Consider the following 15,593-nt stretch of genomic DNA (forward strand, 5'->3'; position numbering starts at 1 on the left):
TTTAAAATTTAATACGGCAAGTAAGTCCATAATAGAAATCCGGGGTAAAGAGCGCGCTCACACCGGTTGCATGAGATTTTACATACGGCCGTGAATTGGTGAAATTGATAGCGTTGAGAGAAAGAGACACATGGTCGCCAATCTCTTTGGTTATGTTGATATTGGCGGAGAAATAAGGATCATATCCATCCGCTGCAAATGTGTAGGCATTGCCCGATTTGCGTATCAGATAAGAGAATTCCGGATTCTCGGCTTCGGCTGACGTGAAAGGATGCATCTCATTGTTCAGGTCGAGATATGCCACCGGCCAGATAGCCGTATAAGAGTCACCGTTATAAATGCTTCCACCCGTTTGGGCATTGCTGCTTTCACTTACGTTGAACGCGTATTCTTTTCCCTTATATTCGGAGATATTCTGCGAACGCTTCACAAGCGAAGCCTCCAGTCTGCATGAAATAATCAGTCTGGCTTTCGGAATACGGGTGATGGCTGTGATATTGGCATCCAATGAGTGGGTACGTTTACCGTTGGCAGTCGTCGATAAGTTGTCGCCATTGGCATAGATACCTACATATTGGTAGGAGCGGTTGGCAAGACTGGTGTGCGACCATCCGTTCTGATAATAATAGGACAAAGAATTGTCGATATATTTAGTATAAGCATAGGAGGCATCTAACCGGAATTGCGTACGGATAGGAGTTATTTCCGGGAAATCAACAATCATTTCCGCTCCACGGCGAATGACGTCCATTCCATTATCGGGAGAGGTTGACTTGACAAAAGTCTGGTCGGTCACCTTTACATCCATAGGAGTCCAGTAGCTCGATGCATTGTCACGTATGTACACCATTCCCGTCTGATTATCCACATTGATTTGCGGATTAGTCGGCATAGTGAATCCCTCCGGTAATTGGAGAACATCGTAAGAGAACGGGTTATAGGAACTCGTGTATTTATACGGTAACTTGGTACGGTTGAAATAACCGACTAGCGAAATCCTGGTCCGGGCTATATGGACGTCAATGCCCAATTCCGAATTCTGATTCCGTTGCCAGCGTAGATTCTCATTGTGCAGTAATGTGTAGGGCTGGCTGTAATAGATATAAGATGATTCATTGTTATTATAGGAAAAACCGAATGTCTGTATGTCCCGGTATTCCTGTTTGAGGTACAAGGTATAGAAAGAGGGAAGCTTTTCAGTGATTCCCCAACCGCCACGGATAGCGATATGTTCGTTCAACTGCCATCTGGCATTGAAACGTGGTGAAAGAGTATTCAGGTTTTTATAGTTCGTTCCCTTGATAAACAAATGTTCCCAACGCACTCCCGCCATCAGTCTAAGCAGGGTGTTTCCCACTGGTAACGACAGACTTTCTTCGGCATAAAGCGAAACGTTATGCATATATGGATAAGCGGTGTAAGGGCGGGGGCGATAACCGTTCGGAGCCAGTGAAGGGTCTTTGTAATATTCTCCTTCACCCACATTCCCTGTTGCTTTCCACTGAACACCCGCTTTCAGGTTGCTGTTTACAGTCTTGAACCGTCTGTTCCATTCATACTTTAACGATGCGGCATAATCCAGTTCTTTGGAGTCGATGATCTGATCTGCGAAGTAGGTATATGGCAGTTTGCTTGCCATAAAATATCCTTCTTGCGTGGCATGAACAGCCGGCTGTTCCGATGCATACGAATAGAAAGTATGTGCATGGGAGTTATTGTCATTGTAGTATACCGATGCGTCGAACTTGAGGTTGGTGACCCACGATTTATTGAGCAGCCAGGCCAGTGAAGTGTTTGCCCGGAATACGTTATCCCTCACTTTGTTGTATTCTCCCGAATAGGCATCCGGGTCATCTTTGGTATTCATTCCTCCGATATTACCTGTAACACCGATATCGAATCTGAACACTTTGCTGAAAGTGTTGCTATATCCGGCAGAGAATCCCCTTCTTGTATAAGACGAATAGGGAGATACCAACTTTTGGGTAGCCTTTGTCCATTCTCCGTTTATGTTGATAACGCCTTTGTCGTTTCCTAAATCCAATCCTTTGGAGAAGGAAACCTGTTCGGTGCGGGGATTGATGGACAATAATATGTTCCAGGGTGTTTTCCCTTTCCGGGTGTGAATCTTGACCATTCCGCTATTCAAATCCCCGTATTCAGCCGAAGGTACTCCGGTGATGACTTCAACCGATTCAATATCCGCCACGGTGATATTACGGGTATCTGCTCCGTTCATATTTCCAAATGAGCCATTATTGCCAATACGTACCCCATCCACTTCAACGGCTGTCCCAAAGGCTGCATTACCGACTGTCGACCCTCCGTCGCGTAATGAGAAGATATTATTAGTGGTAAGATCCGGCACTTTTGTCTTTCCTCCCGGAAGAAGAGCGGAGATATCGCTCACGTTGGATACCTGCAAATGTTCCAGCGCATTATTACCGATAGTGAGCGTAGTGTTTAACTCATTCTTGGGCGCTTGTGCAGTAACGACTACATCATCCAGTGCAAGCGTGTTTTCTTTGAGTTCTATATGTAGGTTTTTGATATTACTGTGCACATTTACCGGAATTGTTGCCGGTACATAACCCAGAAAAGAAACTTCCAGATTATATTTTCCCTCCTGCACTCCTTGTATCGTGAATTCGCCTTTCTGATTGGATACAGCCCATAAATAGGTGCCTTTAATGAGAATGGAAGCACCGGGCAAGGGGGAATTCGTTTTGGGCTCGGTCACACGTCCCGAGATTGTATAGATGTTTGAATTAGCTGCGGCCTCAAATAAATTGAAAAATAGCAGCCCCCAGAATGCTATGTTAAAAAGACAATATTTCATAGATAAGTTTTGTGCAAAATTCGATAAAAACCAAGTTTATATCAATCACTATAAATAGTTATTTTCACAAATCTTAATACCTGCAACTGGGGATCTTTTACCTAATAATGGGTACCTTTTCTTTAATAGGTAATTTAGAAAATAAAAAAACGGCTTGCATTGCGATCACTATCACATTGCAAGCCGGTTGATTTATTGGGCTTATCTGTCATTGACCGGATATTATATCCAGTCTATTGTATTAGATATTTTTTACTTTAATCAGATATTCGGCAATCTGAACAGCATTCAGGGCAGCGCCTTTCTTGATCTGGTCACCTACAATCCAGAAAGTCAATCCGTTTTCGTTTGTCAGGTCTTTGCGGATACGGCCTACGTATACCGGATCTTTACCTGCCAGGAACAGCGGCATCGGGTATTCTTTTTCTGCCGGATTGTCCTGAAGAACCAGCCCTTCACCGTTAGCGAATGCTTCACGAGCTTCTTCTACGGAAATCGGACGTTCTGTTTCTATCCAGATACTTTCAGAGTGAGCGCGTAATGCAGGAACACGTACACAAGTTGCACTAACCTTTACGTCAGAATGCATGATCTTACGTGTTTCATTGTACATTTTCATTTCCTCTTTCGTATAACCGTTTTCTGTGAATACGTCAATCTGCGGAATCAGGTTGAAAGCCAACTGATAGGCAAACTTCTCTACAGTCACAGGCTCGTTTGCCAATACCTGGCGATATTGTTCGTACAATTCGTCCATAGCAGCAGCACCCGCACCACTTGCTGCTTGATAGGTAGACACGTGCACGGTTTTTATATGAGAAAGCTTTTCGATGGCTTTCAGTGCAACTACCATCTGGATAGTCGTACAATTCGGGTTGGCAATAACGCCACGCGGACGTTCCAATGCATCTTCGGCATTTACTTCAGGCACAACCAAAGGTACATCGGCATCCATACGGAATGCGCTGGAGTTGTCGATCATCACAGCACCATACTTGGTGATTATTTTTTCGAATTCCTTGGATGTTCCTGCACCGGCAGAAGTGAAAGCAATGTCTACCCCTTTAAAGTCATCGTTGTGTTGTAAGAGTTTCACCTCGATCTGTTTACCGCGGAAAGTGTAAGTTGTTCCGGCACTACGTTTAGAACCGAACAAAACTAACTCGTCCATCGGGAAGTTTCTCTCATCGAGCACGCGCAGGAATTCTTGTCCTACGGCTCCGCTTACGCCAACAATAGCTACTTTCATCTTTTTCTTTTGTTAAATTGTGAATATTGAATTTCTTTCCTGTCGAATAGAAAAGATTTGGCTGCAAAATTATAACAATTTAGCATATAAACATCGCTTTTGAGAGAAATATTTCAGTTTTTCGGCGGATTTCTTTAACCTTACGTATAATCAAGTGTGGTTGTTGGATCGGATAAATGCACCAAAAGGGATGCATTCTCCGTCGCGATGCGAATCGGATTGGTTTCGTAGCTTGATAAGATTATCTTTATTGCCTAATATTACTTCGTTTAACTATAGTGTAACGCAAGGATAACTATAGTCTCCCTTGCGTATAACTATAGTCATACGCAAGAGACACTATAGTAGAACGAAATAAAAGTGCCTAATGAAATAGATCTTGATAGGTAAGCGGGGGAAAAGAAGTAGTAAGGTGAGTAATTGACTACTGAATAATACGTCTGGACATTCATTGTGATTCTGCAAACTTTTTTGTTCCTTTGCATTGAATTCCTAAAGCCACAGCCTATGAACCTGTTTGATTTTAATTTAACCTTACCGATTACCGACCCGACTTGGGTATTCTTTTTGGTATTGATTATCATTCTCTTTGCTCCGATGATCCTCGGACGTCTTCATATACCTCATATTATAGGCATGATTCTGGCGGGTGTCTTGATTGGCGAACACGGCTTTCATGTACTCGACCGAGACAGTAGTTTCGAACTGTTCGGCAAAGTAGGGCTCTATTATATCATGTTCCTTGCCGGTCTTGAGATGGATATGGAGGACTTTAAGAAGAACCGGACGAAAAGTTTCGTGTTCGGCTGGCTTACCTTTCTGATTCCTATGGTGTTGGGAATATGGAGTAGTATGAGTATGCTGGGATATGGTTTTCTTACGGCGGTATTGTTGGCAAGTATGTATGCTTCTCACACCTTAATTGCTTATCCTATTATTAGTCGTTACGGACTGTCTCGTTTGCGCAGTGTCAATATCACCATTGGTGGTACTGCTGTCACCGTCACCCTTGCTTTGATTATTCTTGCTGTCATAGGAGGCATGTTTAAGGGAACTGTCGATGGCTGGTTCTGGGTATTTCTTGTGGCAAAAGTGGCTTTCCTCGGATTTCTGATTGTGTTCTTTTTCCCCCGTATCGGACGCTGGTTCTTCCGGAAGTACGATGACAGCGTGATGCAGTTTGTATTTGTGCTGGCGATGGTTTTCCTCGGAGGAGGATTGATGGAATTTGTAGGAATGGAAGGAATCTTAGGAGCTTTCCTGGCGGGCTTGGTATTGAATCGCCTGATTCCTCATGTATCTCCTTTGATGAACCGGTTGGAATTTGTGGGAAATGCACTGTTTATTCCCTATTTTCTGATTGGTGTCGGAATGATTATTGATGTAAGAAGCCTGTTTACCGGAGGTGAAGCATTGAAAGTGGCTATTGTGATGACAGTGGTGGCAACCTTTAGTAAATGGCTGGCTGCCTGGATCACACAAAAGATCTATCGGATGCAGTCGAATGAACGGAGCATGATATTCGGCTTGAGTAATGCGCAGGCTGCGGCTACACTGGCAGCAGTACTGATCGGCCACGAAATTATTATGGAGAATGGAGAACGCTTGTTGAATGATGATGTATTGAACGGTACGGTAGTGATGATACTTTTCACTTGCGTCATCAGTTCTTTGGTGACCGAACGTTCGGCCCGCCGTTTCGCTCTGGATGAAAATGTGCAAGCGGAAGAAGAAGCTAAACAGATAAATAAGGAGCAGATCCTGATTCCGGTCGCTAATCCGGAGACGATTGAAGATTTGGTTAATCTGGCTTTGGTGATAAAGGATGCCAAGCAGAAGAATGCATTGGTTGCATTGAATGTGATTAATGATAATAACAGTTCGGAGAAGAAAGAGCAGCAGGGTAAACGGAATTTGGAGAAGGCTGCCATGATTGCTGCTGCCGCCGATGTGCCTGTCACGATGGTGAGCCGTTATGATTTGAATATTGCTTCGGGGATTATCCATACGATCAAAGAATATGAAGCTACAGATGTTGTGATCGGTCTGCACCGGAAGGCCAATATTGTCGACTCTTTCTTCGGACATCTGGCTGAAAGCCTATTGAAAGGTACGCATCGTGAAGTGATGATTGCCAAATTCCTGATGCCGGTTAACACCCTGCGCCGAATTAATATTGCCGTTCCGCCAAAGGCTGAATATGAATCGGGTTTCTCAAAGTGGGTGGAACATTTCTGCCGTATGGGAAGTATCCTCGGCTGTCGGGTGCATTTCTTTGCTAATGAGCGTACATTGATGCGCCTTCAGCAACTGGTGAAGAAAAGACATGCAGGTACCCCGACAGAATTTTCCATCCTGGAAGAGTGGGAAGATCTCCTGTTATTGACGGGACAGGTGAATTATGACCACTTGCTGGTGGTTGTTTCTGCCCGTCGCGGGTCTATCTCTTACGATACCTCTTTTGAACGTCTGCCGGCGCAACTGGGAAAATATTTCTCTAATAATAGTTTGATTATCATCTATCCCGATCAGTTTGGAGAACCGCAGGAAATTGTGTCATTCTCTGATCCGCGCGGACATAATGAATCTCAACATTATGAGAAAGTGGGTAAATGGTTCTATAAATGGTTAAAGAAAAACTGATGGAAAAATACGACTGGCAACAGAGAACAGCACTCCTGTTAGGAGAGGAAAAGATGGAACGCATCCGGAACGCGCACGTATTGGTCGTGGGATTGGGTGGAGTGGGGGCTTACGCCGCCGAGATGATCTGCCGCGCAGGAGTCGGACGGATGACGATTGTAGATGCCGATACAGTGCAGCCTACCAATATGAATCGTCAGTTGCCGGCCATGCATTCCACACTGGGAATGTCGAAAGCGGAAGTATTGGCTGCCCGTTATAAAGATATAAATCCGGATATCGAATTGACCGTTCTGCCCGTCTACCTGAAAGATGAGAATATACCGGAACTGCTGGATGCCAATCAATATGATTTTATAGTAGATGCTATTGATACAATCAGTCCGAAATGCTTTCTGATTTATGAGGCGATGAAACGTCGTATAAAGATTGTTTCCAGTATGGGAGCAGGAGCGAAGAGTGACATCACCCAAGTTCGTTTTGCCGATCTTTGGGAGACGTATCATTGCGGTTTGAGCAAGGCGGTACGGAAACGCTTGCAGAAGATGGGAATGAAACGGAAACTTCCGGTAGTGTTCAGTACGGAACAAGCCGATCCGAAAGCCGTGTTGCTGACGGATGATGAACAGAATAAGAAATCGACGTGTGGAACAGTCAGTTATATGCCGGCCGTGTTTGGGTGCTATCTGGCTGAATATGTCATTAAACGATTATAAAGGCTATTATGATAAAACTAGAAGGTATAACGAAGAGTTTCGGCTCATTACAGGTGTTGAAAGGCATTGATCTGGAAATCAATAAAGGAGAAATTGTCAGTATCGTAGGCCCGAGCGGTGCCGGTAAAACGACTTTGTTGCAAATCATGGGCACTCTCGATGAACCAGACGCGGGTACGGTGCAGATTGACGGAACAGTAGTAAGCCGGATGAAAGAGAAAGAACTATCTGCGTTCCGTAATAAGAATATCGGTTTTGTTTTCCAGTTTCATCAACTGTTGCCGGAGTTTACGGCATTGGAAAATGTGATGATTCCCGGCCTTATTGCAGGCGTTTCTTCCAAAGAGGCAAATGACCGTGCCACGAAGATTCTGGATTTCATGGGGCTGGTTGACCGGGCTTCTCATAAACCGAATGAACTGTCGGGAGGTGAGAAACAACGGGTAGCGGTAGCGCGGGCTTTGATTAACGACCCGGCAGTTATTCTGGCAGACGAACCATCCGGTAGTCTGGATACACATAATAAAGAAGATTTACATCAACTGTTCTTCGATTTGAGGGACCGTCTGGGGCAGACTTTTGTCATAGTGACGCATGACGAGGGACTTGCCAAAATTACGGACCGGACAGTCCATATGGTGGATGGTATGATTAAAAAATATTAATTAGAGAACCTAACTTCTAAAAATGTATACCAAAAAGGTAGAGCCTTGCAAGTGTTCTATCTTTTAGCTATATATTTATAGTCGCTTCTCTACGGAAGTCTGTGAAGATGATAGTAGAGTGTTTGTTTTGTTTGTGTGTGATGCATTCTTGTCTGGTGTGATAGGAATGCATCTTTTTTTATTTATTATAACAAATGTAGGGCTCGATCCGTTCAAGATCAATAGGAGTGAACTCCTCATAAAGGGATAATTGCTTCAGACTTTTTAAGATTCCTTTCTTTTTCCGATATTCTATGATGACCTTCGCTTGATAGTAGTTTATATATGGATGACGCATCATTCGTTCCATACCGGCTTTGTTTAAATTGATACGGTGTATCTGATGGGTGTCAATAGAAAACCACGGGCGGAGTCTTTCTACTTTTAGATGAATCTCCTGTAACTGCTCTATCCGGCAAAAGCCCCCCAGCCGTTCGCGGTAATTTACGATCATCCGGGCAATATTGCTTCCGACTCCCGGAATCTTTTTAAGTTCGGTGGTATCAGCAGAGTTGAGGCTGACGACAGTTCCCGGGAGGTATTTCACAAGTGTGTCCCGTTGTATGCTTTGTACAGTTAATAACCGTGTTGTATCTTTATCTTTCGAACTGAAATCTTCTGTAATTTGGATATAAGGATGAAGAGTCTGGTATTGTTCTTCTGTGAGTCCGTATATCTTCCGAAAATCCTCCGGATGGCGGAATTTGCCTTGTTTATGGCGATAGTGCAGGATATTCTTTATCATCCACGACGGTAATCCGAGTGAAAGGAAAGTAGTAGAGTCCGCGGTGTTCGGATCGAACATCGTAAGCTTGATTTCCCTTTGAGGGGTTGATGGAAAAGAATGACCGGACTTTGGGTGAGGTTTTGTTTCCCGGAGAGAGGAAATAAAGTCATTATATTCTTGATCGGCTTTCTCATTCTCTGTGCAGTCGGTATCTTCGGTACGAGTGCAAAAGGTAAAGAGTTCAGGAGCTGCATATACTCCTAAAATAAGAACGACAAGGACGATAATGCCTTGTCGTTCGGTTTTAGTATAATAAAGGAAGTTTTTCCACATTATAGCTTGATTAGCCCAAGTTCATTGATAAATATCAGTGAGATGGCGATTGGTGCGATATATTTTAATATAAAGATGATAAGCTTGTATACCGGTATCTTTAACGAGCCGTCATTGGTAATCTCTGACCATACAATCTTTTTATCCAGATACCATCCGGTAAAGAGGGAGATACACAGTCCGCCAAGTGGTAACATGATTTTAGCTGTTACAAAGTCGAAGAGATCGAACATTCCCAGTCCGAAAACGGTGAATCCTTTCATGACTCCCAATGATAATGAACAGAATATTCCGAGGAAGACACAACCGCCGGTGACTAACCTTGCTGCTTTTCCACGGGAAAGATTAAACTCCTCGTGAAGATAAGCGGTTACTACTTCATGCAAAGAAATGGTAGAAGTTAAAGCAGCCATCGCCAACAATGCGTAGAACATTACAGAGAATATGTATGCTAGTACGGGAACTCCGCCAAATGCCTGTTGGAATACATTAGGCAGCGTGATAAAGATCAGACTGGGACCTGAATCCGGTTGTATGCCAACCGAAAAGGCTGCCGGGAAGATGATAAATCCGGCTAGTATTGCCACAAAAGTATCAATGATTCCTACACTGAAAGCTGTTTTAGTCAGGTTGGTTTCTTTACTGAAATAAGAGGCGTAGGTGCAAAGGCATCCCATACCCAGACTCAAAGAGAAGAAAGCCTGTCCCATAGCACTTAAAAACACATTTCCGTCCACTTTGCTAAAGTCGGGTTTGAGCAGGAATTCAATACCCGCACCAGCTCCCGGTAGAGTGACCGAACAAACTACCAGTATGAGGATAATGATAAACAAGGTAGGCATCATGATCTTCGAAGACTTTTCAATCCCTTTTTCTACTCCTTTCACGATAATGAAATGAGTAATCAATAAAAATGCTACCAGCCATACGACCGGTCGCCATGGGCTACTGGAGAATTGTTGGAAAGAAGAGATAAACTCTCCGGAGTTTTTTCCGGCAAAGCCATTGGTGGCAGCCTCAAGAATATATTCAAGTGTCCACCCTGCTACTACTGCATAATAACTAAGTATCAGGAAACCTGCTAATACTCCCATGCGTCCTACCCAACGCCAATGCGTTCCCGGAGCTAATGTTTGATACGCTCTTGCAGTGTTGGCTCTTGATCGGCGTCCTATCAGGAACTCGGCAATCATAATAGGCAATCCCAAGAGAAAGATACAACCTAAATAGATCAGTATAAAAGCGGCACCTCCATGATTTCCTGTTTCGTATGGAAACCTCCATATATTACCCAACCCAACTGCAGAGCCGGCAGAAGCGAGTATGACCCCTAATTTGCTGCCGAAGTTCGCTCTATCAATTTTTGCCATAAATCTTGTTTTATCTTACAAATCGTTATAAAATATGCGAGTTAAAGTGCAAATATAGAAAATGATACTTATATTTGCACGAAAATTGTAATATTATTTAGATATGCTATCTTATATTAAGAAATATCCTATCTCGCTTTTTATCATTTTGACAGTGATTTATCTGTCGTTCTTTAAACCGCCTAAGACGGATTTGAATGAAATTCCCAATTTAGACAAACTGGTTCATGTTTGTATGTATTTCGGTATGTCGGGGATGTTGTGGCTGGAGTTTTTGCGTGCACATCGCAGGGATCATGCTCCCATGTGGCATGCGTGGGTAGGGGCATTCCTTTGTCCGGTGCTTTTCAGCGGTTGTGTGGAGTTGCTGCAGGAATACTGTACTACTTACCGGGGTGGTGACTGGTTGGATTTTGCGGCCAATACAACAGGGGCGATTCTGGCTAGTTTAGTGGCCTATTATGTCGTACGGCCGAGGATGAAAATAAATAAATAGTAAAGGCAACCTATGAACAACAAAGGTGAACGATAAGCCGTGAACGATGGCAAATAATAAACGGTGAATAATGGATATGATATAGTCAACCATTATTCACCGTTTATTATTTATCATTTGAAGTTTACCATTCCGGTTTTATAGAAATTCTACCGTTGAACTAAGCTTGATCCCATTGGAACCTTTAATAAGAATGGTATATCCTTTGGGTTTATCTTCTTGCAAATCCTTTATAACTTCCTGCACATCTGCATAAGTTTTAAAAGAATGTTCACTTGTGGCAAACTGTTCTCCCACGAGCCATACTTTCTCAAAATCACTTTCTTTGATGTAGTCAACGATTTTCTGATGCTCGGCCGGGCTATCAGCACCTAGTTCGCGCATATCTCCTAATATGAGCATCTTGTGAGGGACTGTCATGTTCTGGAAGTTTTGCAAGGCAGCCATCATGCTGGTTGGGTTTGCGTTGTATGCGTCAATGATAAGCGTGTTATCTTCCGTCTTTTTAAGTTGGGAACGGTTGTTCTGTGGCGTATACTCTGCCAGAGCTTCATCGATCTTCTTTGCTTCCACTCCGAAGAAACGTCCGATAGTGATGGCAGCCAGGGCATTCGGGAAATTATATTCTCCGATCAACTGTGTGCGAACCTGATGGCGTTCACCGTCCTTACCGGCTTTCCATTCGAAAGCAAGATAAGGCGAATTGCCGGTAATCCGGCCATTGACATAGAGATCATCTTCTGTTCCATAAGAAATCAGGTTCAGTCCCTGTGAGATATTCATCAAATAGGGGTTATCGTGATGGATAAAGGTGATGGCATCTTTCTTGCGGAGGAAATCATAAAGCTCTCCTTTGGTCTTGATAACTCCTTCGAAAGAACCGAATCCCTCCAGATGAGCTTTGCCTACGTTAGTGATAATACCATAATCCGGTTCGGCTATTTCGCAAAGAAACTTGATTTCCCCCGGATGGTTGGCGCCCATCTCAATGACGGCAAGGTCATGTTCCGGTTTTAACCGTAGCAGGGTAGTCGGTACGCCGATGTGGTTGTTGAGATTACCTAAAGTATAGAGTACATTGTGGGCTTGGCAGAGAACGCTGGAAATTAACTCTTTGGTGGTTGTCTTCCCATTAGTGCCCGTAATGCCGATCACTCGCGTTCCGAGTTGGCGGCGATGATAGTTGGCAAGCTGCTGCATGGTTTGCAGGCAGTCGTCTACAAGTATATATCGTTGGTCGCCTTCTATGGCATACTGTATTTCATCGATAATGGCAAACGCGCATCCGGAGTCCAGCGCTAATTTGGCAAATGCATTACCGTTGAACGACTCACCTTTCAAGGCGATAAACAAAGAACCGTCCGGGCAGTTCCGGCTATCAGTAGTTACTGATTGGCAATCCAGAAAAATCTGGTAAAGAGCAGAAAGTTTCATAACCTGATCTTTTATTTAAAACGTTGCAAAGATAGGCTATTCTTTCGGATTTGATGGGAGTTCGGACAGTTTTTTGCTTAGGCGTATATCAAAGGAAGAGTCAGGATCATCCGGCATCCTTCTGTATAAGAAGTGTCGATTCGGAGACTACCTCCTAACTTTTCGGCAATACTCCGGCATATTGGAAGTCCGAGCCCGGTGCCCTGCGTGAAAGAATTCATTTTGTAGAAACGTTCAAATACTGCTTCCTGTTGGTCTTTCGGGATGCCTGTTCCTGTATCGGTCACACTGATTTCAATTTTCTTTTCAGCTTCCAATACGGAATAAGCGATGCGAATACTGCCATGAGTCGTAAATTTAGCGGCATTATGTGCCAGGTTGTTCAATACTTGTGATATACGTTCCGAATTACTGCGTATGAGCAGGCTTTCTCTTTCAGGTTCGAATAAAACTTCTACATCTTTCTGCGTGTTATCTTTGGCAACTTCAGATGCAAGTTGACAGATCGCATGAAGGTCTGTTTCGGGGTCAGTGGGCAGTTGTTCGTATTGATCCAGTTCGGACAGCGTGAGCACATCAGTCACCAGTCGAAGCAAGTCGTTACTGTTGCTTTTGATGATATTGACAAACTCCTGTGTTTCCGGACTATTGCTGTAATGATCGCTTAATACCTGCGAGAAGCCTACGATAGAGTTGAGCGGTGTGCGGATTTCGTGCGTCATGCTCTGGATAAATGTTGTTTTCATCCGGCTGCTTGCCTCCGCTATATCTTTGGCTTTACGCAATTCTTCCCTCGATACCATAAGCTCTTCATTCCTTGTTTTAAGTTCGGCTTCCGAAACTTTCAGTTTGCGTTTCAGGAAGTTTTCTCTATAAAGGAATATGAATAAGATACCTAATAAAATAATCAATGAAATAATCAAGGTTGTTTTATTATGCAACTCCTTCTCTTGTGCCTGAAGCATGAGTTCTTTCTTTTCGGCATTGAGTTTTTCTACATTTAATAAGGTGGCGAATTCGCTGCTGGCCACTTGCTCATTGGCTATTTTCAAAGAGTCATCCGTGTTGATGTACATTTGCAGATATTTGACCGCCAGGTTCATATTCCCCATCTTTTGGTAGATTTCTCCTTGTGTGCGATAATGGCTGCTGCTAAGTATGCTTTCGCTTAAACGACGTTCTTCTTTTTCCTGCATCTTTGCGGCTTCCAGCGCTTTCTGATATTGTTTGGTCTGCTGGTAGTATAAACATTCTATATTATACAGTCTCTTTTTGATAGACTCCAGTCTTTTGTCCTGTTCAAACGCTGCCTGACACTCCTTCAATAATTTTTCGGCAGCTTGAAAGTCGCCGAACTTGCTGTAATAGTTTACAAATTCCAACTTGGCAGATATTTGTTGCGTAGAGGAATTGGCAGTCGCAATGGCTTTTTCCACAGCAGCCAATGCTTCTTTTTGCTTTTTCTGGTTGATGTAATAGTTGGCTATCTGGGCATAAGTCTGGGAGATGTTGTAGTTTTCGATCTTGTATTTTTCAGTCAGCTCGATTTCTTTCAATCGCCACTCGAACGCCATCGAATCGAATCTTTTGATGGTGTAGATTTGCGACATGATGTTATAGCAACGGGAGAGGCCGGTCTTATCATCCTCTTCTTGAGCTTCTTTTAACATGTTTTGCACTTCATAAAGTGCTATGTTTGTTCTGCTTGTTTTTAGGTAATAGGTAATTAATCTATTAGCCCATGCGAAGTAATAGTATTTAGGCTGATGAGTGGCCTTGGCGAATTCTTTTACTTTGTTGGTATAGTGGATTACGCTGTCTTCATTGGTTCCTTGGAAATAATAATAATCCAGTTGAGTGGCTATGGCTACTGCCTGCATTCGTTCGTCCTGCCGTTCGCCGGCCATTCGGAATAAAGTGTCGGACATATTAAGTACAACAGGCTCTAACAAGTATTCTTGACAACGTTGATAATATTCATAGAGAGTAGAGTCAACATTGAAAGTTTCAGCCTCTTTTTGAGCTTTAGCAGTAGTGGTAAAGAACAAAATGAGGAAAAGAAATCCTACGCGAAATAGGGTTAATCGGCTCATGGTATGAATTTTTCGGGTTCTTCTATAGTTTGCAAATATACGTTTATTTCTTCTTTTTAGTACGAATACTTGCTTTTTTTATCTACATTTGTAGGCGATTTAAAAGGAATGTTGTCAATGATGAAACCTATATCTCCTATTTGTATAAATGTAAAAGGGCGGTTGCTTGATCTTGCTACTCCGCAGGTGATGGGAATTTTAAATGTTACTCCCGATTCTTTTTATTCCGGCAGCCGGATGCAGACTGAAGAAGACATTGCTGCCCGGGCCCGGCAGATACTTGATGAAGGTGCTTCAATAATTGATATAGGAGCCTATTCTTCACGATCGAATGCCGAACATATTTCTGCTGAAGAAGAGATGCGAAGACTGCGCACCGGTTTGGAAATTTTGAATCGTAATCATCCCGAAGCCATTATTTCCGTTGATACTTTCCGGGCTGATGTGGCGGAAGAATGTGTGAAAGAATATGGAGTGGCTATTATTAATGACATAGCTGCCGGTGAAATGGATCACCGGATGTTTCAGACAGTAGCCGACTTGGGAGTACCTTATATAATGATGCACATGCAGGGAACTCCCCAAAATATGCAGAAAGAACCGTCTTATGATAATCTGATAAAAGATGTTTTCCTGTATTTCGCCCGTAAAGTGCAGCAACTTCGCGACTTGGGAGTGAAAGATATCATTCTCGATCCGGGATTCGGATTCGGAAAGACACTGGAACATAATTATGAACTATTGGCACATCTGGAAGAGTTTCATATCTTCGAACTTCCCGTTTTAGTGGGAGTTTCGCGGAAATCAATGATTTATAAATTATTGGGAGGAACCCCGCAAGATTCATTAAACGGGACAACCGTATTGGACACTGTTGCGTTAATGAAAGGAGCGCACATCCTGCGTGTACATGATGTGCGTGAGGCGGTGGAAGCTGTCCGGATCACAGAGAAATTAAAAATAGAGAGTGGATATGACAAATAAGAGGA

General features: G+C 43.2%; 11 protein-coding genes. 5 read left to right on the plus strand and 6 right to left on the minus strand.

Annotated features, from left to right (window positions below; translation table 11 throughout):
- Nucleotide 1: 1 nt before the first annotated feature.
- Together INE92_RS22595 and INE92_RS22600 are read right to left on the minus strand one after the other, a co-directional pair.
- The gene (locus INE92_RS22595) at nucleotides 2–2,839 is read right to left on the minus strand and encodes a TonB-dependent receptor (protein ID WP_008642976.1); all 2,838 of its coding nucleotides are present in this window, start codon (nucleotides 2,837–2,839) and stop codon (nucleotides 2–4) included.
- A 241-nt stretch (nucleotides 2,840–3,080) separates the two neighbouring features.
- Nucleotides 3,081–4,088, minus strand: coding sequence for an aspartate-semialdehyde dehydrogenase (locus INE92_RS22600; protein WP_008642977.1), 1,008 nt, complete (start codon nucleotides 4,086–4,088; stop codon nucleotides 3,081–3,083).
- Nucleotides 4,089–4,595: 507 nt separating this feature from the next.
- Between INE92_RS22600 and INE92_RS22605 the strand changes: the two genes are divergently transcribed.
- The 3 genes from INE92_RS22605 to INE92_RS22615 are packed head-to-tail and all read left to right on the plus strand — an operon-like array spanning nucleotide 4,596 to nucleotide 8,112.
- Nucleotides 4,596–6,731 (plus strand): cation:proton antiporter domain-containing protein, encoded by a 2,136-nt coding sequence (locus INE92_RS22605; protein WP_008642978.1) that lies wholly within the window; start codon nucleotides 4,596–4,598, stop codon nucleotides 6,729–6,731.
- Complete coding sequence (locus tag INE92_RS22610; RefSeq protein ID WP_008642979.1) at nucleotides 6,713–7,447, plus strand: tRNA threonylcarbamoyladenosine dehydratase; 735 nt, start codon at nucleotides 6,713–6,715, stop codon at nucleotides 7,445–7,447. Before INE92_RS22605 ends, INE92_RS22610 begins: the two co-directional genes overlap by 19 nt.
- 8 nt (nucleotides 7,448–7,455) lie before the next feature.
- A complete protein-coding gene (locus INE92_RS22615) occupies nucleotides 7,456–8,112 on the plus strand; it encodes an ABC transporter ATP-binding protein (RefSeq protein WP_008642980.1) in 657 nt (218 codons plus the stop codon).
- 178 nt (nucleotides 8,113–8,290) lie between these two features.
- On the opposite strand, the gene INE92_RS22620 is transcribed toward INE92_RS22615, so the two are convergent.
- Nucleotides 8,291–9,211: a helix-hairpin-helix domain-containing protein gene (locus INE92_RS22620; RefSeq protein ID WP_008642981.1), complete on the minus strand. Its 921-nt coding sequence runs from the start codon at nucleotides 9,209–9,211 to the stop codon at nucleotides 8,291–8,293.
- Nucleotides 9,211–10,581 carry a sodium-dependent transporter gene (locus INE92_RS22625; protein WP_008642982.1) on the minus strand — a complete coding sequence of 457 codons (1,371 nt, stop codon included), beginning with the start codon at nucleotides 10,579–10,581 and terminating at the stop codon, nucleotides 9,211–9,213. The genes INE92_RS22620 and INE92_RS22625 overlap by 1 nt, the downstream gene beginning before the upstream one ends.
- Before the next feature lie 103 nt (nucleotides 10,582–10,684).
- On the opposite strand from INE92_RS22625, the gene INE92_RS22630 reads away from it, so the two are divergent.
- The gene (locus INE92_RS22630) at nucleotides 10,685–11,077 is read left to right on the plus strand and encodes a VanZ family protein (RefSeq protein ID WP_015532267.1); all 393 of its coding nucleotides are present in this window, start codon (nucleotides 10,685–10,687) and stop codon (nucleotides 11,075–11,077) included.
- A 138-nt stretch (nucleotides 11,078–11,215) separates the two neighbouring features.
- Here the strand turns inward: INE92_RS22630 and INE92_RS22635 are convergent, their stop codons facing one another.
- A complete protein-coding gene (locus INE92_RS22635; protein WP_015532268.1) occupies nucleotides 11,216–12,511 on the minus strand; it encodes a UDP-N-acetylmuramoyl-tripeptide--D-alanyl-D-alanine ligase in 1,296 nt (431 codons plus the stop codon).
- Between the two features lie 77 nt (nucleotides 12,512–12,588).
- The gene (locus tag INE92_RS22640; protein ID WP_015532269.1) at nucleotides 12,589–14,604 is read right to left on the minus strand and encodes a tetratricopeptide repeat-containing sensor histidine kinase; all 2,016 of its coding nucleotides are present in this window, start codon (nucleotides 14,602–14,604) and stop codon (nucleotides 12,589–12,591) included.
- A gap of 117 nt (nucleotides 14,605–14,721) precedes the next feature.
- Here INE92_RS22640 and folP point away from each other — a divergent pair, with 117 nt between their 5' ends.
- Entirely contained in the window at nucleotides 14,722–15,588 is an 867-nt protein-coding gene (folP, locus tag INE92_RS22645; protein WP_211421258.1) for a dihydropteroate synthase, read from the plus strand.
- The last annotated feature ends 5 nt before the right edge of the window (nucleotides 15,589–15,593 follow it).

This window comes from Bacteroides xylanisolvens, from assembly GCF_018289135.1.
GTDB lineage: Bacteria > Bacteroidota > Bacteroidia > Bacteroidales > Bacteroidaceae > Bacteroides > Bacteroides xylanisolvens.

What these genes read in the sequence shown, in the direction of transcription:
- INE92_RS22595 (WP_008642976.1), bottom strand. Translation starts at nt 2,839, where the DNA reads ATGAAATATTGTCTTTTTAACATAGCATTCTGGGGGCTGCTATTTTTC.
- INE92_RS22600 (WP_008642977.1), bottom strand. Translation starts at nt 4,088, where the DNA reads ATGAAAGTAGCTATTGTTGGCGTAAGCGGAGCCGTAGGACAAGAATTC.
- INE92_RS22605 (WP_008642978.1), top strand. Translation starts at nt 4,596, where the DNA reads ATGAACCTGTTTGATTTTAATTTAACCTTACCGATTACCGACCCGACT.
- INE92_RS22610 (WP_008642979.1), top strand. Translation starts at nt 6,713, where the DNA reads ATGGTTAAAGAAAAACTGATGGAAAAATACGACTGGCAACAGAGAACA.
- INE92_RS22615 (WP_008642980.1), top strand. Translation starts at nt 7,456, where the DNA reads ATGATAAAACTAGAAGGTATAACGAAGAGTTTCGGCTCATTACAGGTG.
- INE92_RS22620 (WP_008642981.1), bottom strand. Translation starts at nt 9,211, where the DNA reads ATGTGGAAAAACTTCCTTTATTATACTAAAACCGAACGACAAGGCATT.
- INE92_RS22625 (WP_008642982.1), bottom strand. Translation starts at nt 10,581, where the DNA reads ATGGCAAAAATTGATAGAGCGAACTTCGGCAGCAAATTAGGGGTCATA.
- INE92_RS22630 (WP_015532267.1), top strand. Translation starts at nt 10,685, where the DNA reads ATGCTATCTTATATTAAGAAATATCCTATCTCGCTTTTTATCATTTTG.
- INE92_RS22635 (WP_015532268.1), bottom strand. Translation starts at nt 12,511, where the DNA reads ATGAAACTTTCTGCTCTTTACCAGATTTTTCTGGATTGCCAATCAGTA.
- INE92_RS22640 (WP_015532269.1), bottom strand. Translation starts at nt 14,604, where the DNA reads ATGAGCCGATTAACCCTATTTCGCGTAGGATTTCTTTTCCTCATTTTG.
- folP (WP_211421258.1), top strand. Translation starts at nt 14,722, where the DNA reads ATGATGAAACCTATATCTCCTATTTGTATAAATGTAAAAGGGCGGTTG.